The sequence below is a fragment of the Nocardia sp. CC213A genome (assembly GCF_030766805.1).
Classification (GTDB): domain Bacteria; phylum Actinomycetota; class Actinomycetes; order Mycobacteriales; family Mycobacteriaceae; genus Nocardia; species Nocardia otitidiscaviarum.
In genome coordinates, this window is the sequence record NZ_JASFXA010000004.1 from 244,095 (window position 1) to 270,472 (window position 26,378).

26 protein-coding genes are annotated in these 26,378 nt (G+C 69.0%); 9 read left to right on the top strand and 17 right to left on the bottom strand.

Annotated elements, in window-relative coordinates; translation table 11 throughout:
- Nucleotides 1-259 precede the first annotated feature (259 nt).
- Nucleotides 260-835, top strand: coding sequence for a sigma-70 family RNA polymerase sigma factor (locus QJS31_RS09620; protein WP_029923775.1), 576 nt, complete (start codon nt 260-262; stop codon nt 833-835).
- A gap of 1 nt (nt 836) precedes the next feature.
- Nucleotides 837-1,148, top strand: a complete 312-nt coding sequence (locus QJS31_RS09625) for a hypothetical protein (RefSeq protein WP_228808581.1) — start codon at nt 837-839, stop codon at nt 1,146-1,148.
- Between the two features lie 347 nt (nt 1,149-1,495).
- Here QJS31_RS09625 and groL read toward each other — a convergent pair whose 3' ends face one another.
- On the bottom strand, nt 1,496-3,106 hold the full coding sequence (gene groL, locus QJS31_RS09630) for a chaperonin GroEL (RefSeq protein ID WP_306356461.1): 1,611 nt from the start codon (nt 3,104-3,106) through the stop codon (nt 1,496-1,498).
- Nucleotides 3,107-3,372: 266 nt separating this feature from the next.
- Entirely contained in the window at nt 3,373-3,675 is a 303-nt protein-coding gene (gene groES, locus QJS31_RS09635) for a co-chaperone GroES (protein WP_029923772.1), read from the bottom strand.
- Between the two features lie 643 nt (nt 3,676-4,318).
- Between groES and QJS31_RS09640 the strand changes: the two genes are divergently transcribed.
- Entirely contained in the window at nt 4,319-5,893 is a 1,575-nt protein-coding gene (locus QJS31_RS09640) for an Hsp70 family protein (protein ID WP_282785243.1), read from the top strand.
- Between the two features lie 53 nt (nt 5,894-5,946).
- On the opposite strand, the gene QJS31_RS09645 is transcribed toward QJS31_RS09640, so the two are convergent.
- From QJS31_RS09645 to QJS31_RS09675, 7 genes are all read right to left on the bottom strand, one after another.
- Nucleotides 5,947-6,078 (bottom strand): hypothetical protein, encoded by a 132-nt coding sequence (locus tag QJS31_RS09645; RefSeq protein ID WP_282785242.1) that lies wholly within the window; start codon nt 6,076-6,078, stop codon nt 5,947-5,949.
- A 108-nt stretch (nt 6,079-6,186) separates the two neighbouring features.
- Entirely contained in the window at nt 6,187-7,218 is a 1,032-nt protein-coding gene (tsaD, locus tag QJS31_RS09650) for a tRNA (adenosine(37)-N6)-threonylcarbamoyltransferase complex transferase subunit TsaD (protein WP_143982717.1), read from the bottom strand.
- Nucleotides 7,215-7,712, bottom strand: coding sequence for a ribosomal protein S18-alanine N-acetyltransferase (gene rimI / locus QJS31_RS09655; protein WP_282785241.1), 498 nt, complete (start codon nt 7,710-7,712; stop codon nt 7,215-7,217). Before rimI ends, tsaD begins: the two co-directional genes overlap by 4 nt.
- Entirely contained in the window at nt 7,709-8,416 is a 708-nt protein-coding gene (gene tsaB, locus QJS31_RS09660; RefSeq protein ID WP_039810066.1) for a tRNA (adenosine(37)-N6)-threonylcarbamoyltransferase complex dimerization subunit type 1 TsaB, read from the bottom strand. The genes rimI and tsaB overlap by 4 nt, the downstream gene beginning before the upstream one ends.
- A 224-nt stretch (nt 8,417-8,640) precedes the next feature.
- Nucleotides 8,641-9,090 (bottom strand): tRNA (adenosine(37)-N6)-threonylcarbamoyltransferase complex ATPase subunit type 1 TsaE, encoded by a 450-nt coding sequence (gene tsaE / locus QJS31_RS09665; RefSeq protein ID WP_282785240.1) that lies wholly within the window; start codon nt 9,088-9,090, stop codon nt 8,641-8,643.
- Nucleotides 9,083-10,225, bottom strand: coding sequence for an alanine racemase (gene alr, locus QJS31_RS09670; RefSeq protein WP_306356462.1), 1,143 nt, complete (start codon nt 10,223-10,225; stop codon nt 9,083-9,085). The genes tsaE and alr overlap by 8 nt, the downstream gene beginning before the upstream one ends.
- A gap of 495 nt (nt 10,226-10,720) precedes the next feature.
- A complete protein-coding gene (locus QJS31_RS09675) occupies nt 10,721-12,154 on the bottom strand; it encodes an NAD(P)H-hydrate dehydratase (RefSeq protein ID WP_306356463.1) in 1,434 nt (477 codons plus the stop codon).
- Nucleotides 12,155-12,412: 258 nt separating this feature from the next.
- Here QJS31_RS09675 and QJS31_RS09680 point away from each other — a divergent pair, with 258 nt between their 5' ends.
- Nucleotides 12,413-12,838, top strand: coding sequence for a plastocyanin/azurin family copper-binding protein (locus QJS31_RS09680; protein ID WP_143982720.1), 426 nt, complete (start codon nt 12,413-12,415; stop codon nt 12,836-12,838).
- A gap of 15 nt (nt 12,839-12,853) precedes the next feature.
- Here QJS31_RS09680 and glmS read toward each other — a convergent pair whose 3' ends face one another.
- A complete protein-coding gene (glmS, locus tag QJS31_RS09685) occupies nt 12,854-14,722 on the bottom strand; it encodes a glutamine--fructose-6-phosphate transaminase (isomerizing) (RefSeq protein WP_282783620.1) in 1,869 nt (622 codons plus the stop codon).
- Between the two features lie 513 nt (nt 14,723-15,235).
- Here glmS and QJS31_RS09690 point away from each other — a divergent pair.
- Nucleotides 15,236-16,102 carry a dienelactone hydrolase family protein gene (locus tag QJS31_RS09690; protein ID WP_306356464.1) on the top strand — a complete coding sequence of 289 codons (867 nt, stop codon included), beginning with the start codon at nt 15,236-15,238 and terminating at the stop codon, nt 16,100-16,102.
- Nucleotides 16,103-16,169: 67 nt separating this feature from the next.
- On the opposite strand, the gene QJS31_RS09695 is transcribed toward QJS31_RS09690, so the two are convergent.
- Nucleotides 16,170-16,472 (bottom strand): SDR family oxidoreductase, encoded by a 303-nt coding sequence (locus tag QJS31_RS09695; protein ID WP_306356465.1) that lies wholly within the window; start codon nt 16,470-16,472, stop codon nt 16,170-16,172.
- Between the two features lie 69 nt (nt 16,473-16,541).
- Entirely contained in the window at nt 16,542-17,045 is a 504-nt protein-coding gene (locus QJS31_RS09700; protein ID WP_306356466.1) for a hypothetical protein, read from the bottom strand.
- Between the two features lie 226 nt (nt 17,046-17,271).
- Between QJS31_RS09700 and QJS31_RS09705 the strand changes: the two genes are divergently transcribed.
- From QJS31_RS09705 to QJS31_RS09715, 3 genes are read left to right on the top strand one after another with little or no spacing between them, the layout of a single operon-like run.
- Nucleotides 17,272-17,604, top strand: a complete 333-nt coding sequence (locus QJS31_RS09705) for a hypothetical protein (RefSeq protein ID WP_306356467.1) — start codon at nt 17,272-17,274, stop codon at nt 17,602-17,604.
- Nucleotides 17,585-18,115 (top strand): DUF6879 family protein, encoded by a 531-nt coding sequence (locus tag QJS31_RS09710; RefSeq protein ID WP_282783611.1) that lies wholly within the window; start codon nt 17,585-17,587, stop codon nt 18,113-18,115. Before QJS31_RS09705 ends, QJS31_RS09710 begins: the two co-directional genes overlap by 20 nt.
- A complete protein-coding gene (locus QJS31_RS09715) occupies nt 18,112-18,948 on the top strand; it encodes a helix-turn-helix transcriptional regulator (protein WP_306356468.1) in 837 nt (278 codons plus the stop codon). Before QJS31_RS09710 ends, QJS31_RS09715 begins: the two co-directional genes overlap by 4 nt.
- Before the next feature lie 71 nt (nt 18,949-19,019).
- Here the strand turns inward: QJS31_RS09715 and QJS31_RS09720 are convergent, their stop codons facing one another.
- The 4 genes from QJS31_RS09720 to QJS31_RS09735 all read right to left on the bottom strand — a co-directional run bounded on the left by QJS31_RS09720 (nt 19,020) and on the right by QJS31_RS09735 (nt 23,006).
- Nucleotides 19,020-21,323: a hypothetical protein gene (locus QJS31_RS09720; protein ID WP_306356469.1), complete on the bottom strand. Its 2,304-nt coding sequence runs from the start codon at nt 21,321-21,323 to the stop codon at nt 19,020-19,022.
- 255 nt (nt 21,324-21,578) lie between these two features.
- Nucleotides 21,579-21,893: a hypothetical protein gene (locus QJS31_RS09725; RefSeq protein WP_306356470.1), complete on the bottom strand. Its 315-nt coding sequence runs from the start codon at nt 21,891-21,893 to the stop codon at nt 21,579-21,581.
- Between the two features lie 471 nt (nt 21,894-22,364).
- Nucleotides 22,365-22,673 (bottom strand): DUF6802 family protein, encoded by a 309-nt coding sequence (locus QJS31_RS09730; RefSeq protein WP_306356471.1) that lies wholly within the window; start codon nt 22,671-22,673, stop codon nt 22,365-22,367.
- Nucleotides 22,674-22,784: 111 nt separating this feature from the next.
- Nucleotides 22,785-23,006, bottom strand: coding sequence for a PspC domain-containing protein (locus tag QJS31_RS09735; protein ID WP_143982728.1), 222 nt, complete (start codon nt 23,004-23,006; stop codon nt 22,785-22,787).
- A 187-nt stretch (nt 23,007-23,193) separates the two neighbouring features.
- On the opposite strand from QJS31_RS09735, the gene QJS31_RS09740 reads away from it, so the two are divergent.
- Nucleotides 23,194-24,849: an ABC-F family ATP-binding cassette domain-containing protein gene (locus QJS31_RS09740; protein WP_306356472.1), complete on the top strand. Its 1,656-nt coding sequence runs from the start codon at nt 23,194-23,196 to the stop codon at nt 24,847-24,849.
- Between the two features lie 14 nt (nt 24,850-24,863).
- Here QJS31_RS09740 and glmM read toward each other — a convergent pair whose 3' ends face one another.
- Nucleotides 24,864-26,240, bottom strand: a complete 1,377-nt coding sequence (gene glmM / locus QJS31_RS09745; RefSeq protein WP_306356473.1) for a phosphoglucosamine mutase — start codon at nt 26,238-26,240, stop codon at nt 24,864-24,866.
- Nucleotides 26,241-26,378 lie beyond the last annotated feature (138 nt).

The following is a 26,378-nucleotide window of genomic DNA, read 5'->3' on the forward strand; positions in this document are numbered from 1 at the left end:
AATTCCTAGCAAACAACCGGCCACTGCCGAGCGCGGACGGGTTGGGCTCAACGCTCACGGCGTGTCATCGAAAGTCGAAGTGCGAGTTGGGCGAATTGTCCGAAAAACGCTGGGCGACAGCCATTTTGCCTCCACCCCCACCGAGAGGAGGTCATAGCGGCACGCTACGGTAGTGGCCGATGACACAGAACGGAGCGTTGTGACAACGCGGCCGCCGGCCGCAGAGGGCGACTCCTTCCAGAGCGCCATCCCACCCCGCGTGGACTCTGCGGTGACGGCTCGCGCAGCCGAAAGCCTTGAACTCGCCGCACTTCTCGAACGCTGCGGGCAGTCGGATCAGCAGGCGTTCGCCGAGCTGTACGACCGCACCAGCGCGCGGGTATTCGGACTCGTCCTACGGGTGCTGCACGATCCCGGCTACGCCGAGGAGACCACACAGGAGGTCTACCTCCAGATCTGGCGCACGGCGGCGAATTTCGATCCGGCGAAGGGTTCGGCCGTTACCTGGCTCATGACCCTCGCCCATCGTCGCGCGGTCGATCGCGTCCGCGCCGAGCAGGCCCACGCCCAGCGCGAGGTCGCCTATGGAACCAGCACCCTCGGTAACGAATTCGATGAGGTAACCGAAGAAGTAGGCCGACGGCTGGAACAGCAGGCGGTTCTGCAGGGGCTGGCCACACTGACGGAGACCCAGCGGGAGGCGATCTCCCTCGCCTACTTCGGCGGACGGACGTATGCCGAGGTAGCGGCCTATCTGGGCGTAGGGTTACCTACCGTTAAGTCCCGTATTCGGGACGGACTGACGAGACTCAAGAAAAGTTTGGGAGTGACGTGAGATGAACGAAAGCCAGATCGATCTCGCGCACACTGTCGCGCTCGGATCGATCGGCGACGAAGATCAGCGCGCAGTGCAGCGGCTATTGGATGCCGGTGACCCGGCGCTGCGCGCGGACTTCACCCTCGAAGTGCAGCAGACACGCGAGGCCCTGGCGCTGTTCGCAGCCGCCTCGGCCACCGCACCACCCGCCGCTCTCCGTGACCGCGTCCTGAACGCGATCGCCGCCGACCAGGCCCCCGCGACCGTCATCTCCCTCGCCCGCACCGCCGCCCGCAACGGCAACGGCCGCAACCACGCCGTCAACGACTGATCCGGCTGCCCGCCAACCAGGTCGCCCGCCCGGTCCGATCTCTGTGATTCGGTCGCGCTCCGGCGCCGGCAAGCGCTCCGGGGCGGCTCGGTTCCACAGCGCGACCGGTCTCGATCACCCGGCCGAATCGAATCGAGGCGATGTACCGGGCGGCCCGCTCGCCACGCACGCTCGCGCCCGTACGCTACCGACCTCTGCGCGGAACAATGCCTGCGGCCCGCACGGCCCACCACCGCGCGAGAACGGCCCTGTGCGACCCGCACGGCCCACGACGACGAGGCCCCCGAGACGGATATCCGTCTCGGGGGCCTCGGTCTGTCAGCGCACGCTCAGCGCGCGGGTCACGCTCAGTGCGCGTGGCCGTGGTGGCCGTTCGCGGACTCTTCCTCGGCCGGCTTGTCGACAACGGCGCTCTCGGTGGTGAGCACCATGCGCGCCACGGAGGTGGCGTTCTCGACGGCGGAACGGGTCACCTTGACCGGATCCACGACGCCCTCGGTCACCAGATCGCCGTAGGTCAGGGTGGCGGCGTTGAAGCCCTCCTTGCCCTCGGAGACCTTGGCGACCACGACCGCGCCGTCCACGCCCGCGTTGCTGGCGATCCAGTACAGCGGGGACAGCAGCGCCTGGCGCACGACCTCGACGCCGACCGCCTCGTCACCGGAGAGCGAGTCCTTCAGCTCGACCAGCTTGGTGGACGCCTGCACCAGCGCCGAACCGCCGCCGGAGACGATGCCCTCGGCGACCGCGGCCTTGGCGGAGGAGACCGCGTCCTCGACGCGGTACTTGCGCTCCTTGAGCTCGGTCTCGGTGGCCGCGCCGACCCGGATCACCGCGACGCCGCCGGCCAGCTTGGCCAGCCGCTCCTCGAGCTTCTCGCGGTCCCAGTCGGAGTCGGTGTGCTCGATCTCCTTGCGCAGCTGGGCGACGCGCGCGTCCACGGCGTCCTGGGTGCCCGCACCCTCGACGATGGTGGTGTCGTCCTTGGTGACGACCACGCGACGGGCCTTGCCCAGCACCTCGAGCCCGGCCTCACGCAGGTTGATGCCCAGCTCGGGGTTGACCACGGTGCCGCCGGTGACGATGGCCAGGTCGTCCAGGAACGCCTTGCGGCGGTCGCCGAAGAACGGCGCCTTGACCGCGACGGCCTTGAGGGTCTTGCGGATCGCGTTGACCACCAGGGTGGACAGCGCCTCGCCCTCGACGTCCTCGGCGATGATGACGAGCGGCTTGCCGGATTCGGCGATCTTCTCCAGCAGCGGCAGCAGATCCGGCAGCGAGCTGATCTTCTCGCGGTTCAGCAGGATCCAGGCGTCCTCGAAGACGGCCTGCTGGGTCTCCGGATCGGTGGCGAAGTACGGCGACAGGTAGCCCTTGTCGAACTGCACGCCCTCGGTGATGACGACCTCGGTCTGCAGCGAGGAGGACTCCTCGATGGTGACCACGCCGTCCTTGCCGACGGTGGTGAGCGCCTTGCCGACCAGCTCGCCGATCTCCTCGTCGCGCGAGGACACGGTGGCGACCTGCGCGATGGACTTCTCGTCGGTGACGGGGGTGGCGGCGGCCAGCAGCGCCTCGGAGACGACCGCGGCGGCCTTCTCCATGCCCTTGCCGAGCACCATCGGGTTCGCGCCCGCGGCGATGTTCTTCAGGCCGCCCTTGATGAGGGCCTGGGCCAGCACGGTGGCGGTGGTGGTGCCGTCGCCGGCGACATCGTTGGTCTTGGTGGCGACGCTCTTGACCAGCTGCGCGCCCAGATTCTCGAACGGGTCCTCGAGGTCGATGTCGCGGGCGATGGTCACGCCGTCGTTGGTGACGGTCGGGCCGCCGAACGCCTTGGCCAGCACCACGTGCCGGCCGCGCGGGCCCAGGGTGACCTTGACGGCGTCGGCCAGCTTGTCGACGCCGCGCTCCATAGCCCGACGAGCCTTCTCGTCGAACTCGATCTGCTTTGCCATGTGTTCCTACTCCTGTGGGTCCGGGGGAATCGGGGGCCGTGCCCCCGCGCCCCCGAAGGGAAGTCGGGTCTCTCGGGAGCCTGGCCCCCGAAGCCTCGGGACGAAAGTCGGTGGGGTCGAATCCGATCCGCGCCCGCACCGGATTCCGCATCGAGGGGCGAACGCACTCCGCCCCGGGTCGGTGGCTGGTGACCAGCCGCGACACCGGGGCGGCAACGCTCAGGGATCAGGGGTCGAGCCCCTGCGGGGCCCCGGAGAGTTGGGCGTTACTTGGTGACGACGGCCAGCAGATCGCGCGCCGACAGGATCAGGTACTCCTCGCCGTTGTACTTGATCTCGGTGCCGCCGTACTTGCTGTAGATGACGACGTCGCCTTCCTTGACGTCCAGCGGAATCCGCTTCTCACCCTCGTCGTCCCACCGACCCGGGCCGACGGCGATGACGGTGCCCTCCTGGGGCTTCTCCTTCGCCGTGTCGGGGATGACCAGGCCGGAGGCGGTCGTCGTCTCGGCCTCGTTGGCCTGGACGAGGATCTTGTCCTCGAGCGGCTTGATGTTCACGCTCGCCACGTTGAGCCCTCCACTTTCAGGGGATTCTTCTTCGCCCGGGGCGGTTCCCCGGACTCACGGTTTCGGTCACGTTGTTGACCGCCGAGCACGGCGCCGTCGTCGCGGGTGCCGGAGCCCCTGCTCAGTAGTCAAAGCCGACACTCGAAGCACAAGCGCGAGTGCCAACTAGCACTCTATACACGCGAGTGCCAGCGCTCAAGGCTGGGCTCTGCTACCGGTCGCCAACCGCCGGGAAGCCGACTGGACGCCAGCCCAGCGGAAACGCGACACACCGAGCCACGGGCCGAGGAATCTGAGGTCTTCCAAAGAAAAACGAAAATCTGTAACGTTCGGATAACGGATCGTGACATTATTGACGACGGTCGCGAGACAAGGGCACCGCACGGCCTCGAGAGGGGCACGGTACGGCCCTCATCCCGCGTTCCGGCGAGATCTACAGAGTGCTTCACCCCCTGCGCGGCGACGCGCAGAAACCTGAGACGAGAGCAAGACCGCAAGTGATCGACGGCTGGATCCGATGCCCCATCGGACACGGGCTCGGCCGGATCCGTAGCTCGGGGTCGCTCGCCATCCACGCGACGGCTCCGCAGTCCGTTCGAGATGGTCGGCGACACCAGGACCATCCGCTCGAAGGGAGGTGAACATGCGAACATCCCTCGGCATCTCGGCCGGGAGTGAAGTGGTGTGCTCGGCGACGGTCGCCACCGCTCCCAACGGCGTCCTGCACTTCGACTACCGGGTCGTCACCGCGGATACGGCGCACTCCGATCTCGGCGATCTCGTAGCGTCCTCGATCGAGTTGATGACGACGCATCAGCTGTCCCGCGACATCGTCCATCCCGTGGGCACGCACTCCTCGGCACTCTCGGCCACCCGGCACGGCGACCACACCCCGCCCGGCGATATCGCGGTGGCCTACCGCGACCGGGAGCAGGCGCAGACCATCCGCTCGGCCATCGGGCGGCAGCGTCGCGACGTTCGACTCATCCCGGAATCCGGTGCGGCGCTCGCCTATCTGCGGCACACCGGCATGCTGGAGCGCTACGAGACCATCGCCATCATCGATCTCGGCGCGTCCGGGGCCACGGTCACGGTGGCCGATCAGGCGGACGACACCGTGCTCCGCTCCGAACGCACCACCGCCATCAGCGGCAACGCCATCGACGAGCTGATCCTGCAACATCTGCTGGACTGCCATCTGGCGCGCCGCGGCACGCGCCCCAATCGCGGCATGCTGCTCAACCGCAGCCGGGCCGCCAAGGAGCACCTGGCCATCGCCCAGGCCGTGACCATCGACCATGTTGCCGGGCAGCCGCTCAAGCTCACCCGCAAGGATTTCGACGAACTCATCGCCGATCTGCTGCGCGAACTCGCGGTGTTCGCGCGCGGCGTCTTCGCGCGGGCCCCGAAGTTCCCGCAGTGCGTGGCGGTGATCGGCGGCGGCGCGAACGTCCCGGCCGTGGTGCGGGAACTCGAGGAACAGCTCGACGTGCCGGTGTGCACCGTGCCGGAGCCGGAGGCGGCCATCGCGAAAGGTGCCGCGCTGGTGGCGGATTCGGCGCAGCCGACGGCGCTCACCGTGATCGGCCGCGGCACCGACGCGCCGGTCGGCACCTTCACCAAGCTGGTGGGCACGCTGGCCGGGGCGATCGTGGTGGTCGGCCTGGTCATCGGTTACGGCGTGAAGGAACTCGTCCCCGAGGACCGCGACTACTCCCCGGTCGGCACCACCAGCGGCGAACAGCTGGACACCACGACGCCGACGACCACCGCGCCGGGCACCGCCCCCATGACGCAGAACCGCGACAGCACCGGACCCACCCCGGGCACACCGACGACCGCGCCGGACACGGACGACCCCACCACCTCCACCGGACCGCGGCCGACGCCCACCACGCCCGCGCAGTCGCCCCTACCGCTGCGCCCGGATCCGGGTCTGCCGCAGATTCCCTTCCCGGCCGACCTCCCCCGCATTCTCGGCCCGTTCCTCGGCACCCCCGTCAGCCCGACGGAGGAACCCGATCCGAGCGAGACGAGCCCGAACCCGACCGGCCCGAGCACCAACAGCCCGAGCACGACGGCTCCCACCACGCCCGCCGTGCCGCGGATCCCGCGGTCCAACTCGGGCTCCGCGGGCGGAGGCAGCGTCACCGCTCCGCTCGAATCCAGTCCTGAGCGCGCCGATTCCAATTCTGCGCGCGTCGAATCCAGCCACTGAGCGCGGTAGTCCGCAGCGGTGATCACCTGGTCGCCGGAATCCGCGCGGCCGCCTCACCGCCCGACGTGAATCTCCACCGCCCGCTCGCCCGGCATGTCGCCGGGCGCGGTCGGCGACCCCAACAGTCCCGGCAGCGCCAGCGCCCCACCCGCCAGCACGGCCGCCACCACACGTTTGAACCACATCCCGAACTCCCGACGCCTCGACACCCACGTAGATCGCACGGTATCGGTGCCGGAATCACGCTCCCAGACAGCAGATCCCCTGCCCAGACGACTGGGGGCAGGCGGGCGTCAGAGTTGGCTGGTCGCCACCGACAGGCCCGGGTCGGTCGCCACGGTGAGCTCGGAGGGCCGCGCGCCCCCGGCGATCACGTGCGCGCCCAGAGTGGCGATCATGACGCCGTTGTCGGTGCACAACCGCGGTTTCGGCACGCGGAGCGTGAGACCGGCTGCGGCGCAACGCTCTTCGGCCAGTGAACGGATACGGGAGTTGGCGGTCGCGCCGCCGCCGAGCACGATGGTGTCGACGCCGACGTCCTGGGCGGCACGCACGGCCTTCATGGTGAGCACATCCGCCACGGCCTCCTGGAAGGACGCGGCGATATCGGGAATCGGCAGTTCGCGGTTCTCCCGTTGCGCCGCTTCGACATAGCGCGCGACAGCGGTCTTCAGTCCGGAGAACGAGAAGTCGTAGCGCGGATCTCGCGGCCCCGTCATGCCGCGCGGAAACGCGATGGCGTGCGGATCACCCTCCGCCGCAATCCGATCCAGCACCGGACCGCCCGGATAGCCGAGTCCGAGCAGTCGCGCCACCTTGTCGAAGGCTTCCCCGGCGGCATCGTCGACGGTGCTGCCCAGTTCCGCGATGGGGTCGGCCAGATCGGTGACGTGCAGCAGGTGGGTGTGCCCGCCGGAGACGAGCAGCGCCACACACGCCGGCATGGGTCCGTGTTCCAGGGTGTCCACCGCGACGTGGCCACCCAGATGGTTGAGCGCGTAGAAGGGGATATCCCACGCCGCCGCATAGGCTTTCGCGGCCGCCACCCCGACCAGCAGGGCACCGGCGAGGCCGGGGCCGATGGTCACCGCGAGGGCGTCCGGCCGGTCCACCCCGGCCGCCGCCAACGCCCGGCGCATAGCGGGCACGATGGCCTCGAGATGCGCGCGCGACGCGATCTCCGGCACCACGCCGCCGAAACGCGCGTGCTGATCGACACTGGAGGCCACCTCGTCGGCGAGCAGTTCGCAACTCCCATCGGGCAGCCAGCGGACGATGCCGACTCCCGTTTCGTCACAGGAGCTTTCGATACCCATCACGATCATGAGAAGACCTCTGTGTCCTGCGGCCGCGGGAAGCCGGTCATGGCGGGGCGGCGCATGGTGTACGCGTCCGCGCCACTGGGCTGGTAGTAGTTCTTGCGCAGGCCGATGATGTGAAATCCGTGCTTCTCGTACAGCGCGATGGCGGCGGCGTTGTCGGTGCGCACCTCCAGGAAGACCGGTCCGCCGCGCCGCCCGGCCTCACCGAGCAGGGCTTCCAGCAGGGCGGTGCCGACGCCGAGCCCCTGCTGTCCGGGGTCGACGCCGATGGTGTGCACCTCGGCCTCCGGGTACTCCCGATTGCCGAGCAGCGCGATACCCGCGTAGCCGACCATACGGCCGTCGCCGTCGCGGGCGACGATGTAGCGGTTGTGCGGTCCGGCGAGCTCGGAGCGGAAGGCGACCTCGTGCCAGGGGTCGTCCTCGGGGAACAGCAGCTTCTCCAGTTCGACGCAGCGAGGAATATCGGAAGGCCGCATCGGTTCGACGCGGATCATCGACTCACCTGCGCGTAGCTGCGTTCCACGGCATCGGGCCGACGCAGGTAGAGCGGGGTGAGCGGGTCCGGCGTCGCACCGGAGAGCAGGTCGCGGGCGGCGCAGCGCACCAGCCCCGCCGGGGAGGGCGTCTCCACCGGCAGCACCGGCAGATCGAAGTAGTCCACATGCGAGGCCGAGCCCGCGATCACGGTGGCGCTGCTGGTGTCCAGGTCGGCGGGTTTGCACACCTCCGGACCGGCGACCCGGCCGCGCGGGTTCTCCGCCGACAGGGCGCGATAGCGGGCCCAGTACACCTCGCGGCGACGGGCATCGGTGACGACCAGCAGTTCGACCGGATCCTGCGCCTCGGCGAGGTAGCTCTCGGTATCGGCGGCGATGGCGTCCAGGCTGCACACACCGTGCACCGGAATACCGAGCGCGTCCCCGAAGGCGGCGGCGGTGGCCATGCCGACCCGCAGCCCGGTGAACGGTCCGGGACCGACCCCGACCACGACCGCGTCGATCTCGCCGCGGGCCCGCCCGGATTCGGCGAGGCAGGCGAGAATCTGCGGGGTCAGCACCTCATTGTGCGCACGGGCGTCCACGGTCACCCGAGTGGCGATCGTGGTTGTTCGAGGTGTGCTACCGGCCTCCGCCGGATCCAGTTCCACCAGTCCCGCCGTGACGGCAGGGGTCGCGGTGTCGACAGCCAGTACCAACATGATTGATCCAACTGTACTGTGCCTAATTGCCCCCGCTTCGCTCCCCCGCTCCACTCAGTCCAGAACCGGGACGCGCCGCAGACCAGCGGAGCTGGTGCTGCGGGCGCAGGCCCGACCAGCGAGGTGCGGCAGGGCTGGGGCGGCGCACGCAGGCTGGGGCGGCGCAGGTGCAGGGTGGACGAGTTGGTCCAACAGCTCTGGCGAGGCAGGGCGCGGGGCGGTGTCTACCCCACCCATTCCCATTCCGCGGTGCGGGTGTCGGATTCGGCTTCACGGCGCAGCAGCACGCGTAGGTGGCGTTCGGTCAGGTGCTCGACCACGCCGAGACCCCACTCCACCACCACGACGGCGTCGTCGAGTTCGGTATCGAGGTCGAGCGCATCCAGTTCGTCGAGGTCGCCGCCGAGCCGGTAGGCGTCCACGTGCACGAGTCCGACCGCGCCCGGTGCGGTGCCGGCGCGATGTTGGCGGGCGATGATGAACGTCGGAGAACTCACGCGGCCCTGCACTCCGAGCCCGGCGGCGATGCCGCGGGTGAGGGCGGTTTTGCCCGCGCCCAGCGGACCGTCGAGCACGACCAGGTCACCGGCGTGCAGCTGCGCGGCGAGTTCGCGGCCCAGGGCCTCGGTGTCCTCCACCGTGGGCAGGGCGCGGTGTCCACGGGCCTCATGCATGCGCGGTCCCTCCGATGTAGCGGCGTGCGACGCGGCCGCGCGGTGAGCACACCACCTCGTAGTGGATGGTGCCGAGCGCGTCCGCCCATTCCTGGGCGTGCGGTTCGCCGGGGCCGCCGCCGAAGAGCACCGCGATATCGCCTTCGCGGACGCCTTCGGCATTGTCGCCGAGGTCGACCACGAACTGGTCCATGCAGATGCGGCCGATATTGGGTCGGCGACGACCGCCGAGCAGCACGTCGAACCGGCCGCTGAGCGGTCTCAGGATGCCGTCGGCGTATCCGGCGGGGATCAGCGCGACGGTGGTGTCACGGTCGGCGATCCATTCGTGCCCGTACGAAACGCCTTCTCCGGCAGCGACTTTCTTCACCAGAATGACGCGGGCGCGCAGGGTCATGGCGGGCCGCAGCCCGAAGTCGCCGAGTTCGGGAATCGGGGAGAGTCCGTAGATGGCGATGCCGGGCCGCACCATGTCGAAGGCGAGATCGGGTCGGGTGAGGGTGGCGGCGGCATTGGCGATGTGCACCAGTTCCGGTTGCAGCCCTTGCTCTTTCGCCGCCGCGATGTACTCCAGGAAGCGTTCGCGCTGGCTGTCGTTGGCCGGGTGGTCGGGCTGATCGGCGAGGGCCAGATGGGAGAAGATGGCCCGGAACCGCACCACGCCCGCATCGACCAGCTCACGCAGTCGCCGCAGTACCGCGGGGTACTCCGACACCGACACGCCGTTGCGGTTGAGCCCCGTATCCACCTTCAGGGTGACGGTCGCGGTCTTACCGAGCCGCCGCGCGGCGTCGGCGACGGCGTCGAGATGCCGCACCGACGACACCCCGATCTCGATATCGGCGGCCACCGCGGGCGCGAAATCGGTATCGGAGGTATTGAGCCAGCACAGGATCGGCGCGGTGATCCCCGCCTCCCGCAATGCCACCGCCTCGGCGACCGTGGTCACCCCGAGTTCCCGCGCCCCCGCCGCCAGCGCGGTGCGCGCCACCTCGACGGCGCCGTGGTTGTACCCGTCGGCCTTGACCACCGCCATGACGGCGGCGTCCCCGGCACGTTCGATCAGGATCCGCACATTGTGTGCGATGGCATCCAGATCGATGACGGTCTCCACCTGCGGTTCGGGCGTACTCACGGCCTAGATCCTGCCATCCCGCCCGCTGCGTTTCCGCTCACACCCGGCGGCCACCGATCGACCGGCGCGCCCCAGCGCCCCCTCCCACCTGTTCCGGCGCTCCGTGCGCGTCACCAGGATGACGACTCCGGCGGCCTGCAGGCCCTTACCGAGCAGGCGGCGAATCAACCGGACGCCGACATGGTCGTGGCGAGCGCACGGCCGGATCACACGGGATCTCCGCCGGACTCATACCGAATGCCCGTCTGTCGGCGATAGTTTCGCGGGCACCGGTGACCGCGAGGGGGCAGCACGACTCTGGGAGGACTGCCTTGCGTGACACGACCCGTACCGCACTGTGCTGCATGGTGATCGCGCCGGGAGCGCTGTGGGCGGCGGTGCGACTGGGTGGGTGTCGGCGAGGTCTCGACCCACGCCCTGCCCCGGACGGACCACCGCGCGCTCGCGGCGGAACTGTTCGTCCCGGCGATCCAGCGTTGACCCCGGCGGCGGGCGTCAGCGGGCGGCCAGGTCGCGCAGGGTGCCGATGGCGGGGCGGAGGTGGGTGAGCAGGGGGGAGGCCGAGATGGGGGCTCCGGCGGCGGACGGCGCGTGGGCGGCGAGGTTGGCGGCGAGGGAGTGGGCGCGGGCCGCCGCGGCGGCGGACCAGAACGGGTCGCGGCCGGCGGCGAGCAGTGCGCCGATGATGCCGGAGAGCACGTCGCCGGAACCGGCGGTGGCGGCCCAGGATCCGCCCGCCTCGTTGACCAGGACCGGGCGGCCGGGGGCGGCGACCAGGGTGGCGCGGCCCTTGAGCAGGACGGTGACCTGCCAGGAGTCCGCGAGTTCCCGGACGGCGGCGACCCGGTCGGGCGACGGGTCCGCGCCGGTGAGGCGGGCGAACTCGCCCGCGTGCGGGGTCAGCACCGTGGGGGCGGTGCGGCCGGTGACCAGGCTCGGATCCTGGGCGAGCAGGGTGAGGCCGTCGGCGTCGACCACCACCGGGAGATCGGTGGCGAGGATTTCGGCGAGCCGGTCGCGCGCGGCGGCGTCGGTGCCCGCGCCGGGACCGAACACCCAGGACTGCACCCGTCCGGTCTCCTTCACCGAGGGCGCCGCGATCACCTCCGGACAGTGCGCGAGCACCTGCTCGGATCCGGTTCCGGCGTAGCGCACCATGCCCGAGGTGGCGGCGACCGCGGCCCCGGTACACAGCACGGCCGCACCCGGATAGGTCGCGCTGCCCGCGCAGACACCGGTCACGCCCTGTGTGTACTTGTCGTCGGCTGCCCCCGGCACCGGCCAGTCCGCTCCCACGGATTCCGGTTCCAGCGCCGCGAGATTCGGTTTCGGCAACCGTAATCCGATGGGCACCAGCACGATTCGACCGCAATGGGCTGCCGCGAGCGCATGCACCGGCTTGTACGCGCCGAAGGTCACCGTCACATCGGCGCGGACCGCCGGGCCGGAGATCGCCCCGGTGTCGGCGTCCACTCCACTGGGCAGATCGGCGGCGATGATCGGAACCTGGACGGCGGCAACGAGTTCCGCCGCCCGCGGCCGCAGCGCGCCCTTACCGGAAATGCCGACGATGCCGTCGACCACCAGATCCGGCGTACCCAGCTCTTCACGGACCCCGCCGCCGGTGCGCCGCAGCGCGGCAAGACCCTCCCGGTGCACCCGCTCCGGTGACAGCAGTACCGCGTGCACCGCCACGCCGCGCCGCCGCAGCATGGATCCGGCCCACAGCGCATCGCCGCCATTGTCCCCGGATCCGACGAGCAGCGTCACGGTCCGCCCCGCGACCCCACCGGTCCGCTCCCGCAATTCCCGCGCGACCACGTCGGCGAGCCCGAACGCGGCCCGCCGCATCGGCATTCCGGCGGGCACCCGGGTGAACAGCTCCGCCTCCGCCGCCCGCACCTCGTCGGCCGTGAAATATCCGCGCACAGGTCGCCTCCAATCCCCACTCGAGCCGCCGTCGGGACCAACGATATCCGCCCTCTCCCGCATCGCCGGCCCCGCATCGGCCCGGAATCCGGCGAGGGGGAATCCATGGTGTGGACTACTCGCACGATGCCGCCACCAGTTCCCCTTGATCATGAACAGCAGGCGAGCGCGCCGACCGCGGGTCCGGTGGGGGCGGAGGCGTCGCCGGTCGGTACGGCCGCGAATGGTCGGCTACCGGCGGAGACTAGGCTGGCGAGCATGTCGACTGGTTCCCGAGGTAGGTCCGTACGTGTCCTGATCAGCGTGTTCGCCGTGGCGGGTGTACTGGTCGCCACCGGGTGCGGTTCGAACGGCGAGAATGCCGACGGCACGCCGACTTCCACCGCGTCGAACTCCGCGACCCCGACCACCTCCGGACCGCGGACGCCCGCCAGCACCATCGTGACCGTCACGGATATGACGTTCTCCCCCGCCGATATCACCATCGCGGCGGGCGACACCGTCACCTGGAAATTCTCCGACCGCGTACCGCATTCGGTGCAGGGCATCGGCGACGCCGCCATGGGCATCAACAGCCCGATCCTCACCAAGGGCGAGTGGAGCTACACCTTCACCGTGCCCGGCACGTACCGCTATCTGTGCCCGCTGCATCCGGAGATGAAGGGCACCGTGACCGTCGAGTAGACGGGCCGCGCCGATCTATTCGACGGTGACGGACTTGGCGAGGTTGCGGGGCTTGTCGACGTCGTAGCCGCGTGCCATGGCGATCTCGGCGGCGAACACCTGAAGCGGGACGGTCGCCAGCAGGGGCTGGTACAGCGTTGGCGCGGAAGGGATTTCGATGAGGTGATCGGCGAACGGCCGCACCGTGTCGTCACCCTCCTCGGCGATCACGATGGTGCGGGCGCCACGCGCCTGGATCTCACGAATATTGCTGAGCAGCTTGGCGTGCAGCACCGCCCGGCCCTTGGGTGAGGGCATGATGACGATCACCGGCAGCCCCTCTTCGATCAGGGCGATCGGGCCGTGCTTGAGCTCGCCCGCGGCGAAACCCTCGGCGTGGATGTACGCCAATTCCTTGAGTTTCAAGGCACCTTCGAGTGCCACGGGATATCCGACGTGGCGGCCGAGGAACAGTACCGTCGACTCCCCGGCCAGCTGGCGGGCGATGGCGCGCACCTGCGGCGCGGTCTCCAGGACCCGCTCGACGAGCTTCGGCATGGCCTCGAGTTCTTCGAACTCCCGCGCCACCTCGTCCGGATATTTGGTGCCGCGCGCCTGCGCCAGCGCCAGGCCCACCAGGTAGTTGGCGGTGATCTGCGCCAGGAACGCCTTGGTGGAGGCGACGCCGATCTCCGGCCCGGTGCGGGTGTAGAGCACGGCGTCGGATTCGCGGGGGATCTGCGCGCCATTGGTATTGCAGATGGCGAGCACGCGCGCCTTCTGATCCTTGGCGTGCCGCACCGCCTCCAAGGTGTCGGCGGTCTCCCCGGACTGGGAGATGGCGACCACGAGGGTGGAGCGGTCCAGAACCGGGTCGCGGTAACGGAATTCGCTGGCCAGCTCCACTTCCACCGGCAGCCGGGTCCAGTGTTCGATGGCGTACTTGGCGAGCAGCCCGGCGTGATACGAGCTGCCGCAGGCGACTACGAATACCTTGTCGACCTCGCGCAACTCCTGGTCGACGAGGCGCTGTTCGTCGAGCACGATCCGCCCGTCGGCGAAGTGGCCGATGAGGGTGTCGGCCACGCCCGCGGGCTGCTCCTCGATCTCCTTGAGCATGAAGTAGTCGTGCCCGCCCTTCTCGGCGGCGGCGAGATCCCAGTCGATGGTGAAGGGCCGGGTGCGCACCCCATCGACGGCACCGTGGAAGTCGGTGACGGTGTAGCTGTCGGCGGTGATGACGACGGCCTGGTCCTGGCCGAGCTCGACCGCCTCGCGGGTGTGTTCGATGAAGGCGGTGACATCGGAGGCGATGAACATCTCCCCCTGCCCGACCCCGACCACCAGCGGGGTCGAGCGGCGCGCGGCCACGATCGTGCCCGGATGGTCGGCGTGCGTGAAGACCAGGGTGAACGCACCTTCGAGGCGGCGCACCACGGCCAGCGCGCTGGCGACGAAGTCCCCCGCGGTCTCGCCGACGGCATAGGCGCGGGACACCAGATGCACCGCGACCTCGGTGTCGGTGTCGCTGCGCAGTTCCACTCCGGCGTCCTCGAGTTCGCGGCGCAGCGGCGCGAAGTTCTCGATGATGCCGTTGTGCACGACGGCCACCCGACCGTCGTGGTCGCGGTGCGGGTGGGCGTTGCGGTCGGTCGGCGCGCCGTGCGTGGCCCAGCGGGTGTGCCCCATACCGGTGGTTCCGCTGAATCGTTCCGGCCCGGCCGCGGCCAGTTCCGCCTCCAGGTTGGCGAGCCGCCCGGCCTTGCGCTCCACCGCGAGGCCGCCCATTCCGTCCAGGATGGCGACCCCCGCGGAGTCGTAGCCGCGATACTCCATGCGGCGCAATGCGTCCACCACCACAGCGAGGGCGTCCCGGTACCCCACGTACCCCACGATTCCGCACATGGGGCCTCAGAGTACTGGGTTGGGGCGGGGCACTTCGCCCGGTGGTTCGCCCCTTCGACACCCCTGCGAGCGCCCGCCTCGGCGGTTCGTCCGATTCCTCCGTGCATGTCGCGGCGAGTCGCGGTTCACACCGGCGAGAACGATGAACGGTCCTCCGAAGATCGCGGCTCGACCGGGCGGGCCATGACTTTTCCGCGGCGTCGGGCGGTCCCCCCTGCGACGCGACCCGCGGCTCCACGGCGCCAGGCAGTCCGCACCAGGAGACGCGACCCGCGGCTCCACGGCGTCGGACAATCCGCACCCGGCAACGCGGCCTGCCGCGAGCAGGTACGGCGGGCGCGGAGACAATGTCGCGCCGACCGCAGCGCCGGTGGGTCCGGGCCGTGAGCGCGGCATCCGCGAGCTGCGCTCCGGCATTCGTCATACCGTGTTTTCGCACGTAGGCGTCGCGGCCGGAGGTGCGACACGCGTGGGCGGCAGCGTGCGGATCGAGAAAGCGCTAAGTTCGTCTGCGTGTCGGCGTCAGTGAAATCGCTTATGAGCACCTTGACCGCGAAGGGTCCGCACACGGTGCTGCGCGGCAATCTCGGTATCGCCGGGCAGCCCGGGGTGGTGTTCACCCCGGAGAAGGGGTTGAACCTACCCGCGGTGGCCTTCGGGCACGGGTGGTTGACCGGAGCCGGGAACTACCGACGCCTGCTCGAGCATCTGGCGTCGTGGGGATACGTCGCGGCCGCACCAGACACCGAACGCGGACCGATCCCCTCGCATCTGAACCTGGCCACCGATCTGCTCACCACCCTCGACATCTGCACCGGTGTGCGTCTGGGTGGCGGGGACATCAGCGTGCATCCCGACAAACTGGCCCTGGCCGGGCACGGAATGGGTGCCGGAGCGGCCACCATCGCCGCCTCCCAACGCGCGGTCGCCGCCGTGGCCGCCCTCTACCCCGCGCCGACCGCCCCGTCGGGTGAGGCGCTGGCCCCGAGTATCGACACCCCCGCACTGATTCTGGCCGGAGCCGCCGACATCGACTCGGTCAGCTCCAACGCCGTCCCGCTGGCCGCCGCCTGGGGTGGCCCCGCCATCCTGCGCTCGGTGGAGAAGGCCACACACAACGGCATTGTCGAGGGCCGCCGCGCCCTCGCCGCCCTCGGCGCGGGCAAGCACGAACCGAAAACCGAACGCCTCACCCGCGCCCTACTGGTCGGCTACCTCAACTACACCCTGCTCGGCGACAAGACCTACAAACTCTTCGCCGACCCCGAAGCGATCATCCCGCACACCGAACTGGTGGACCCGCACGCGGTCGAGGAGGAACCGGAGCCGGAACCGCAGAAGCTCCCCCTCCTGCAACTGGTGCAGGCGCTGCGAAAGTAACTCCACCGCAACCGCTCTCGCGGATACTCAGCCCTGCGGGTGGGCACGACGATCATCTCGGCAATGTTCACCCGAGCAACCCATTGATATTGGTGCCGACCATCCGATCCCATTCGTCGGCATGGCCCGCCTCGAACGGCACGCCCAGCATGACGCCGGCATTCGCGACCACCAGATCGACCGGCCCGAGGGCCGCCCGCACCGTCCGCGCGGCATCGCGCAGTGACCGCTGATCGGTGACATCCGCGGGCACGGCCAATGCCGACGCTCCGATCTTCCCCGCCAGTTCCGCGAGCCGGTCCTCGCGGCTGCCGAGCAGCGCCACCCGCGCGCCGCCATCCGCCAGTCGCCGTGCGGTGGCGGCCAGCATGAACGCTCCCGCCCCGAAAGCCCGGACACCCACCTCGGAGCGCGGCTAGCCCGGTCATCGCGGCGGACTTCAGGATGCCGCGCCGCTCTGCCCCTGGACGCCCTGCCTCGGCAGATCCGGCGACATGGCGCGGCGCGCGCAGACTTCTTCCGGCGTCACGGTGATGACATCCAGCTGTCCGATCAGCGACTCAGGGATGTGTCCGCCCTCGAAGTGCTGAGGCCCGGGGACGATGACGGCTGCGGCGTCCAGCCGGGTGGCCTGCGCCTTCAGCCGCGCCAGCGGTGGCCGCCCGAATTTCGGGTCGTAGACGATCATGTCGGCGAAGTCGTAACCGAGGCGAGCCGCCAACTCGCGGATCCGGCTCTCGTCCCGGAACTGCGCCGCACCGGACACATCGGTCCGCAGATACCCGATAGCCGTTGCCCGATAACGCATCTCGGTGCCTTCCTCTGCGTCGTCGGCGGCGTGGTAGATCTCCAGATGCACCCCTGGATGCCCATCGACGGGGTCATCATCGTAGGCATTGACCTCCAGCACGCCGCCGGGGAACTCTCCGAGCCTGGTCCGCATGGCCATCCCGCTCCCCTTGGTTCGATGGTGGTCGGCGACCGGGGGCGGGATGACCGCACCGCCTCCGAGCGCCTGAGAAAGACGCTATGTGGGCGACAATCGACGACTCCAGAAGTTTTCTCGGGTTTTCTAGCTGAATGTCGTTCAGCTCCGGAATCGGTCCCTGACCGGGACCATTGGTGAGGCGTGACAAACCCGCCACACGCTCGAGCGGGAGGACTGGATCATGAGCAAGCGGTTACGGTTTCTGGGTAGGAACGGCTCGCCGGGCAATACCTGTCCGACGCTGTACGAGACCGAAGACAGCTTTGTAGCGCAGGGGTGGCGCACAAACACTTCCGGAACTGTCGAAATCCCCCATGTGCTACTGGGTTACACCGATCCGGAGACCTATCTCGGCTCTCCGCTCGTCGACAGCGGAAGAGGCACCTTCCTGTTGAGCGGCACGCCGGTCACGGACCCGAACATACTGGCGCAGCTGGAAATAGCACCGAATGAGGCGGCAGTAGAAGTGCCCAGGAGGGAGAGGAGATTCTACGGTGAAGCTGTTACAGGGTGACGCATTCGACGACCTGATCCGGAGCAGTCGGCGCGAAGCCTTCCACCTCGAGCTACAGGACGACTATGAGTCGCCAGATGGGGATGAGCCGTACCGCAACTGGCTGACCGGTGGCCCGGCGGACGATTTCGCCTGGTTCCAGGATTGGCTGAACCTGGTGCGGGACTTCACCGCCCGGGGGGCGGTAATGCGTCGGGCACGAGTAGTCACGGTTCCGATGACGGACTACCAGCGGTGGATGCTGGAGATCACAGTGAACAACGTCGCTGCTGGCGAGGACGTTCGGTACCTGGCGAGACATCTGGCCGACTCACGCCGATTGTCAACCGACGACTGGTGGCTACTGGACGACGAGACCGTGATCTTCACAACGTTCGAGGCGAGTGGCCGGTTCGCTGGCGCGGCGGTTACGCACGACCCGCGGATCATTGCTCACTGTCAGGAGGTTCGAGACTACGTCTGGTCGGCGGCTGTGCCGTATGCCGATTACGCCGCTCTCCAGACACAATGACCAGCGCTGTACACGAACAACGGCAAGCTCTCGGGCTACGGCTCCGGGAGCTTCGCCGTGATGCCGGATTGACCGGCCGCGCGCTGGCGAGATCGGCGAATTGGCCGGAGTCGAAGATCAGCAAGCTGGAGTACGGTCGGCAGACTCCCACGGAGGAAGATCTTCGAACCTGGTGTGACCACACGGGCAGCTGTGATCAGCTACCCGATTTGATCGCGACGTTGCGGAACATCGAAGCCGCCTATATGGAGTGGCGACGAGCGCTCGGGATCGGCACGCGTCGGCACCAGCGCAGGTTGGACCGGGTCGCACAGGCAGCCACTCGATTGTATTGGTACGAGCCACTTCTCATTCCGGGCCTGTTGCAGACTCCCGGATACATCGAGGCGGTGCTCCGTAAAATGATCAAGTTCTACGGAATTCCCGACGATCTGGACGATGGAGTCGAGGCCCGTGTCGAACGCCAGAAGATTCTGCACCACGGCAATCGCAGGTTTTCGTTCGTCATCGCCGAACAAGCTCTTCAGACCACGGTCGGAAGCGAATCGATCATGCTGGGGCAGCTGGAATACCTCCTCGCGACGATGTCCTTACCACGACTGGTGCTCGGGATCGTGCCCGAACAGGCGGCCCTGGATGGTCCAGCCATCAATGGCTTCGTCATGTACGACAACCGGTTGGTGCTGGTTGAGACGGTGAGCGCGGAGCTGAGAATCAACCAGCCGCGCGAGATAGCGCTCTATGCCAAGCTGTTCGCGTTGCTGTCCGAACAGGCCCTCTACGGCGAACCTGGTCGGGCGCTGATCCGGAAAGCGATTGAAACCCGGACCTAACTCCGTTGCCCAACACCGCACGCGCCGAACTCGACGAATCCGGCACGCGTGCGCCGGAGTGGTGTGGCAGATCAAGGCGTGGGCGTATCCGGGAGCGGTGGGATCGGTTGCACCGGGACACCGGTCGCCCCGATGTCCGGGGACGATTGCCGGTCCAGGGGTGGTATGCCCGGGTAGGTGGGCGGCAAGTCGGTTCCGGGCAGGTCTGGGATCGGCAAGTCGGGGGAAGGGGCATCCGGAGGTCCCGGAGGTATCGGGGAGTCTTGCTGTGGGGGAACGTGTTCGGGGTTGTCCTGATGCGGGACGTCCTGGCCCGGCGCACTCTCATCCGGGGCATCTCGATCCGGCGCACCCACATCCGGAGCACCCGCAGCCGGAGCACCTTGGTCCGGGGCGTCCCGGTCCGGAGTGCGGCAAACCGATGGGCTTTCCGAGGCCGGGGTGGGCGGCTCGGTGCATTCGGGAGCGGGGGGCGGGCAGTCGGGTGGTGTGGAGTTGTCGGGTGGATTGCTCGGTGCGTTCGACGTCTCGCCGGGATTCGGTGCGGATGGAGCGTACGGCGACGGCTGGGGTGAGCTGTCGGGTGCGGTGGGATCAGAGCCAGGCGAATCAGGCTGTGGGGTATCGGGTTTCGGGGGCGCGGCGGGGGTTTCGGTTTCGGCGGTGAGGATCGGTATGCCGTGTTCGTTCAGGTGGAGAGTGAAAGTGGTCGTGGCTCCGGACGGGTCGGTGAGGGCGACGCTCAGGGTGCCGTTTGTGGTCTGCTCGATGGTGAGGTCGTGCTCGCCCAGCTCGAAATCGGCTCTTCCGGCTGGTTGGTCGGTGCCGGGGGTGGAATCGCGGTCACCCTGGTCGGTGCCTTCGTCGGTGCCGGGTTCCGTTGCCGGATCGTCGGAACGGTTCGGATTCGTCAGGTCGCTCAGACTGCCGAGGGCGGATTCGACGCCGGTTTGGAGGCCCGCTGTGAGGTGGCCGAGGAGTTCGGTGAGTGCGGAACCCGCGCCCGCGAGCAGGGAACCGAGCGGCAGCGGATCCGAGTGTGCGCCGGTGCCTTCGCCCGGAAGAATATCGGACCAGGTGCCCGATGGCGGGTGGTCGGTGGTGTCCGTGCCGAGCGGCTGCGCGTGCCCGCCCAGCGCGGGCTGCCCGAGTGTGGGAGCGGTGCGGCCGGCGCCGACCGAGGCGGACGGAGGTTCCGTCGGAGTGCCCGCCCAGGCGGACGGTGCGGCACCGGCGGGTGTAAAGGTTGACGGGTTCGGCGAGGCACCGGGAGCGGCTGCGGTTGCCGGATGCGGTTGGCCACCGGAAACAGGAGCGGTCGCCGGGTTCGGCTGGGCACCGGAAGTCGTGACTGTCGCAGGGCTCGAGAGCGCACCGGGAGACGAGACGTTCGGTGTGCTCGAGGGCGCACCTGGAGGTGCGGTGCTCGGCGAAATCGGCGGGGCACCAGCAGATGCACCGGTCGACGGGCTCGACCACCCACCAGAAGACGCATCGGTCGCCGAACTCGAGGAGGCACCCGGAGGTGCGGCCCCTGCCGGTGGCGTACCGGGTGGACTCGCGGACGAGCCAGCCGTGGCGGGAGTCGTTCCCTCTTCGGCCCCCGGGGCGACCGCGTCCGCGGGTTGCGTTGGTGCTGTTGCGGTTTCGTTCGCGGGCAGCGGCGGATCGAAAGGTGCGACGGGGCGGGGGTAGGGGCTGTCCAGGAGTGCCGCCATGGCGGTGGTGACGGTGCGATAGTTGTCGACGACGATGTGGTCGGTATCCGCGCACATGGCCGTGAACTCGGCGTGTTTGCGCTCCACGTCCGGTTTGAAGGTGGTACGCAGCCAGTCGGTGGCGGCATCGTCCGCGGCGTCGAGCATGGCCTCGATATCGCCGGGCGACTTGCCGCCGATGGCGACGGCGGTGCTGTCGTCCCCGCGCCGTTCGAGCAGCCCGACCGTCCGAACGGCTTTCGTGAACACCGCCTGCCGCAGCGGATCGAGTACGCCGTCGATGGCCGCCACCACGGCCCGCGCGATATCGAGATCACGGCGCGCTCTCCGCTGCTGACCGTCGACCACCTCGCGGGCGGCCGCGCCACCTCGTCCCGCCCAGATATCCGGTAGCCGCCGCGCGACGCCCAGCTGGGCCATCCACTGCCGCTCGGCCCCGATGACCGCATCGGCAAGCGCATTCCGTGCCGCATCGAGTTTCCCGAGATCGAGCCCACGCTGTTCGTCGTACCGAGCTTGCAGTTCCCGCGTCCCGATACCGGGCAGCGCACCGAAGGCCCGCTCGTACAGCGGAAGGAACCGCTCCCAGTACTCCAGCCCGACCGCCCCGTAATCCAGGATCTCGTCGACGGACCTCCCAGCCGGATCGAACGTCACAGTTCCCCCTGATATCCCGCCATGTCACTCCGGTCCATCCACTACAGCCAGCCACGGGCGATCTGATTCCAGCGCAGCCCCACCGACACGACGCCGACCCGCGCGCTATTCGTTCGACACGCGCACCGGCCCGACGCAGGTAGCACGCCGACCACCCCATGCCGTTCGCCATGCCAAACGATTTCGCCGATGCGGCACGCATACCAACTTCACGCGAGCGGCATGTGAGCCAACCGGTGGCATCGATTCCGACCACTACCGCGGGGTGTGTTCGGCCCGTTCCCGGTCGGTGCGCTCGTACTCCGCGACCGCCGTATCCAGGCCCGATGCGGTGGTGGCGGTGGCCGTGGCCCAGTCACGTAGCCAGCCCGCGAGGTGTTCGAGCCCTCGATGCACCGCCATGCCGTGTTCCGCGTAGTTCCTTCCGGCCTGGTCGCTGCCGATGCCGAACATGTGCTCGTCAATGCGACGCGCCTGTAGGCGTAGTGATTCCGCGGAGTCGCGCAACGTTGCTGCGGCAATGCGCAGCTCGGCGATATCCACCGCGAAACCATCGGTCCCGCCACCCATATAGCCCCCTTTCGCGTTCGGTCGCCGAAGCGCCCGGGTTCGGCCACTGTCGCGGCGATCATCCAATCGTCGCCCGCACATTCGACACCGCGACCGGCACTCCACGACATTCGTCACGCTCGGACCACCGTGTGGTCCGCTCGCACAGCCGCGCGGTCTACCTCCGAGCGGCCAGATCGTGCACGGTCACACGGCCGCACAGGCCAATTCGTTCAGCGGTCGGCGAGTTCCGTGGTGGCTCGCACGACCCCGACGCCATCTGCGCGCCCGGCCCGATCAGGTCACGGCCCAGGCGCGAACGCCGCCGCGATCGACCCGAGATCGGTCGCGGCGGGTCCGGTAGACGAGTCCCGCACGCCCGGTCGGTCCGTATGCCCAATCGGACGAGTTCCGTGAGTCCGGTCGGACAAGTTCCGGGTATCGGGTCGGACGACTACTGCGCGTCGGGTCGGGCGAGGTCCGCCGACGGGTTCATCCGCCCAGGCGGCCGCCGTCGGTGCGCACCCATTCGCTGGTGCCGTCCGTGTTGTGGCGGAATTCCCAGGCCGCGTAGTCGCCGCCCTCGTCGACGACCGTGACGTGGTCGGCGTAGCCGTCGTGGTCGAGGTCGGTCCATACGTGCATGGCGCGGTCGCCATTGGTGGTGAGGGTGTCGAGGCGACCGTCGCCGTCGATGTCCTGAACGGGATGGGTTAGCTCCACCGCGCCCAGAGCACCCAGCTCCGAGTGGGTGTCGAGATTCGGCAAGTCCAGACCGGGCAGATCACCGGATGCGACCATGTGCACTCCTTCACTGCGACGTGCCCATCATCCTCGCACCCAGGACGGTGGCTCGGGGTGACTTACTCTCGAGTTGTGGATTACTCGCCGGGTGTGGACAACCCGGATCGGTTACACCTGGGCGACGTACGGCCCCTTGTTCTTCGGAATCACCAGCCAGAGCACCAGATAGATGATGAACTGCGGTCCCGGCAGCAGACAGGACAGCACGAACAGCGCCCGGATGAGATTGGCGTTCCAGCCGAAGTACTCGGCAAGTCCACCGCAGACTCCGGCGATCCACTTATCGCTGGTCGAGCGGGTGAGGCGGCGGGTGGGAGTCGGTGTTGTCATACCTCCACTCTCCCCGCGCGGCCTCGTGCGCGCATCGGTCCAACGCCCGATTCGGACCCTGACTTTCCACCGCCCCCATCTCAGGGTCCAACCCTGAACAGGGCAGACTGCACCCAATGAGCGGGCAGGCGCGGCGGCGGCAACCGGTGTCCACGCCGCGCCCCGACGATGCGCGAAAGGACACAGCGTGAGCGCGACCCTGCACGCCCGCGGACTATCGGCCGGCCACGGTGAACGAACCCTGTTCGCCGATCTGGATCTCGTCCTCGCACCGGGCGACGTGATCGGCCTGGTCGGGGTGAACGGGGCCGGGAAATCGACCCTGCTGCGCATGCTCGCCGCCGGTCGGGCGGCGGACGGCAGCATCGCGCTCAGCCCACCCGACGCGACCGTCGGCTACCTCGCGCAGGAACCCGAGCGGCTGGCGGGCGAGACGGTCATGGCCTTCCTGGCCCGCCGCACCGGTGTCGCGGACGCACAGCGGCGCATGGACGCGGCGGCCGAACGGCTCGCCGACGGCGGCGCGGACGAGTATTCCCCCGCCCTGGAGCGTTGGCTGGCCCTCGGCGGCGCGGATCTGGAGCAGCGCGCCGCCGAGGTAGCCGCCGAACTCGGCCTCGCCGACAGTCTGCCACACGGCCTGGACACCCCCATGACCGTGCTCTCCGGCGGCCAGGCGGCCCGCGCCGGATTGGCCTCGGTGCTGTTGTCGCGCTTCGACATTCTGCTGCTCGACGAGCCCACCAACGACCTGGATCTGGACGGCCTGGAACGCCTGGAGCAGTTCGTGGCGGGTGTGCGCGCACCCCTCATGGTCGTCAGTCACGACCGGGAGTTCCTGGCGCGCACCGTGAATCGCATCGTCGAACTGGATCTCGCCCAGCAGCGGGTGGACGTCTACGACGGCTCCTACGATTCGTATCTGACCGAACGCGAGATCGCCCGCCGCCACGCCCGCGAGGCCTACGAGGAGTTCGCCGACACCAAGGCCGGACTCGAGGCCCGCGCCACCATGCAGCGCAACTGGATGGAACACGGCGTGCGCACCGCCCGCCGCAAGGCCAAGGATCCGCGCAAGCTGGACTCCGACAAGGCTGGTCGCAAGATGCGCGCGGAGTCCACCGAGAAGCAGGCATCCAAGATCAAGCAAACACTCAAGCGCATCGAGCGCCTGGACGCGGTGGAGGAACCGCGCAAGGAGTGGGAGCTGCGCATGTCCATCGCGGCCGCACCGCGCAGCGGCACGGTGGTCGCCACACTCTCCAGCGCCACCGTGGCGCGTGGCGACTTCACGCTCGGGCCGGTCACCGTGCGCATCGACTTCGGCGACCGCATCGTGCTCACCGGCGACAACGGTTCGGGCAAGTCCACACTGCTGTCGCTGCTGCTCGGAAAGACCGTGCCGGACAGCGGTTCCGCCGCCCTGGGCTCCGGCGTCGCCATCGGCGAGGTGGATCAGGCCCGCGGCTTGTTCCGCGGAACCGCCACGCTCGCCGATACGTTCAGCGCCGAGGTGCCCGACTGGCCGGAGTCCGAGGTCCGTACCCTGCTGGCGAAGTTCGGTCTGCGCGGCTCACATGCGCTGCGCCCCAACGACACCCTGTCACCCGGCGAGCGGACCCGCGCCGCACTTGCTCTGCTCCAAGCGCGCGGGGTCAACCTTCTCGTGCTGGACGAGCCCACCAACCACCTCGACCTGCCCGCCATCGAACAGCTGGAGCAGGCGGTCGAATCCTTCGACGGCACCCTGCTGCTGGTCACCCACGACCGCCGCATGCTCGATACCGTGCGCGCCACCCGCCGATGGCGCATGGAGCGCGGCCGATTGACCGAGGACCGCTGACGCGCGGCGGAGTCCTACACCGCCGCTACCAGTTTCGCGAGGTCACCGGCCAGCCGCTGGGCCTGGTCCAGATCGGTGGCCTCCACCATGACGCGGACCAGCTGTTCGGTTCCGCTGGGGCGCAGCAGAACTCGACCCGAATCGCCGAGCACACGTTCGGCTTCGGACACCGCCTCCAGCACCGAGGGAGCCGCCGCGACAGCGGACTTGTCGCTGACGGGAACGTTCACCAGCACCTGCGGCACCGTCCGCACCACGGATGCCAGATCCGCCAGGCCGCGGCCGGTTTCGGCCATCCGCGCCATGAGCTTCAAGCCGGTGAGAATGCCGTCGCCGGTGGTGCCGAAGCGCGGGAACACCACGTGTCCGGACTGCTCGCCGCCGAGTGAATAGCCGCCGCGCCGCAGCTCTTCCAGGACGTACCGATCACCGACCGCCGTGGTGAGCACCGTGATTCCGACCTCACGCAGGGCGATGTGCAGACCCAGGTTGCTCATGACCGTCGCCACCAGCGTGTCGTCGACCAACTGGCCGCTGTCGCGCATGGCCAGTGCCAGGATCGCCATGATGGCGTCGCCGTCCACGACCGCGCCGGTGGCGTCCACGGCCAGGCAGCGGTCGGCATCACCGTCGTGCGCCAGACCCAGATCCGCGCCGTGTTCGAGGACCGCGCGCCGCACCTGCTCCAGGTGCGTCGAACCACAGTCGTCGTTGATGTTCAACCCGTCCGGGTCGGCGTGAATGGCGATGACGGTCGCACCCGCCTCGCGGTACGCGGTCGGCCCCACCTCGGAGGCCGCGCCGTTGGCGCAGTCCACCACGACCTTCAGTCCACTGAGATCACGGCCGGTGGCCTCCACGAGGTGTTCCACATAGCGTTCGTGCGTGCCCTCCAGGGTGTAGGCGGCATCGGCGTGGAAGACCTGTCCGCCGAGGCCGGGACGGCCCAGCACACGTCCGATGGCCGCCCCCGTGGGCCGGGCGAAGGAGCCCTCGGCGACCAGCGCCTCGATGCGGTCTTCCACGGCGTCGTCGAGCTTGTGCCCACCCGCGGCGAAAATCTTGATTCCGTTGTCCGGCATGGGATTGTGCGATGCCGAGATCATGGCGCCCAGGCACGCGTCGTACACGCCGGTCAGGTATGCGACCGCCGGAGTCGGCAGCACGCCGACCGACAGCACGTCCACTCCGGCCGACGTCAGGCCCGCGGTGACCGCGGCCTCCAGCATCTCGCCACTGGCCCGGGGATCGCGCCCCACCACCGCCAGCGCGCGCTTCTTGCCCCGGCTCAGAACCTGCGCCGCCGCGGCCGAAACCCGCAGCGCCAGTTCCGGACTCAGTGACTCGTTGGCAAGCCCGCGGACTCCGTCGGTGCCGAACAAACGTCCCATACCTCACCCCTGGTCGATTGACATAGCAAAAAAGCAGGCACCCGGCCGGTCCGAAAACCATTGCCGGAAGCCTGCTCTCGTACCGGGGATCGTCCCCGCCCCGCGGGGAGCACGCGGTCTCGCCGCGCCATGCCCGTA

What these genes read in the sequence shown, in the direction of transcription:
- groL (WP_306356461.1), bottom strand. Translation starts at nt 3,106, where the DNA reads ATGGCAAAGCAGATCGAGTTCGACGAGAAGGCTCGTCGGGCTATGGAG.
- QJS31_RS09715 (WP_306356468.1), top strand. Translation starts at nt 18,112, where the DNA reads ATGACCAGCGCTGTACACGAACAACGGCAAGCTCTCGGGCTACGGCTC.
- QJS31_RS09735 (WP_143982728.1), bottom strand. Translation starts at nt 23,006, where the DNA reads ATGACAACACCGACTCCCACCCGCCGCCTCACCCGCTCGACCAGCGAT.
- QJS31_RS09730 (WP_306356471.1), bottom strand. Translation starts at nt 22,673, where the DNA reads ATGGTCGCATCCGGTGATCTGCCCGGTCTGGACTTGCCGAATCTCGAC.
- tsaD (WP_143982717.1), bottom strand. Translation starts at nt 7,218, where the DNA reads ATGATCGTGATGGGTATCGAAAGCTCCTGTGACGAAACGGGAGTCGGC.
- QJS31_RS09680 (WP_143982720.1), top strand. Translation starts at nt 12,413, where the DNA reads ATGTCGACTGGTTCCCGAGGTAGGTCCGTACGTGTCCTGATCAGCGTG.
- tsaB (WP_039810066.1), bottom strand. Translation starts at nt 8,416, where the DNA reads ATGTTGGTACTGGCTGTCGACACCGCGACCCCTGCCGTCACGGCGGGA.
- rimI (WP_282785241.1), bottom strand. Translation starts at nt 7,712, where the DNA reads ATGATCCGCGTCGAACCGATGCGGCCTTCCGATATTCCTCGCTGCGTC.
- glmS (WP_282783620.1), bottom strand. Translation starts at nt 14,722, where the DNA reads ATGTGCGGAATCGTGGGGTACGTGGGGTACCGGGACGCCCTCGCTGTG.
- glmM (WP_306356473.1), bottom strand. Translation starts at nt 26,240, where the DNA reads ATGGGACGTTTGTTCGGCACCGACGGAGTCCGCGGGCTTGCCAACGAG.
- QJS31_RS09645 (WP_282785242.1), bottom strand. Translation starts at nt 6,078, where the DNA reads ATGTGGTTCAAACGTGTGGTGGCGGCCGTGCTGGCGGGTGGGGCGCTG.
- QJS31_RS09640 (WP_282785243.1), top strand. Translation starts at nt 4,319, where the DNA reads ATGCGAACATCCCTCGGCATCTCGGCCGGGAGTGAAGTGGTGTGCTCG.
- QJS31_RS09725 (WP_306356470.1), bottom strand. Translation starts at nt 21,893, where the DNA reads ATGGGTGGCGGGACCGATGGTTTCGCGGTGGATATCGCCGAGCTGCGC.
- tsaE (WP_282785240.1), bottom strand. Translation starts at nt 9,090, where the DNA reads ATGCATGAGGCCCGTGGACACCGCGCCCTGCCCACGGTGGAGGACACC.
- QJS31_RS09695 (WP_306356465.1), bottom strand. Translation starts at nt 16,472, where the DNA reads ATGCTGGCCGCCACCGCACGGCGACTGGCGGATGGCGGCGCGCGGGTG.
- QJS31_RS09700 (WP_306356466.1), bottom strand. Translation starts at nt 17,045, where the DNA reads ATGCGGACCAGGCTCGGAGAGTTCCCCGGCGGCGTGCTGGAGGTCAAT.
- QJS31_RS09625 (WP_228808581.1), top strand. Translation starts at nt 837, where the DNA reads ATGAACGAAAGCCAGATCGATCTCGCGCACACTGTCGCGCTCGGATCG.
- QJS31_RS09705 (WP_306356467.1), top strand. Translation starts at nt 17,272, where the DNA reads ATGAGCAAGCGGTTACGGTTTCTGGGTAGGAACGGCTCGCCGGGCAAT.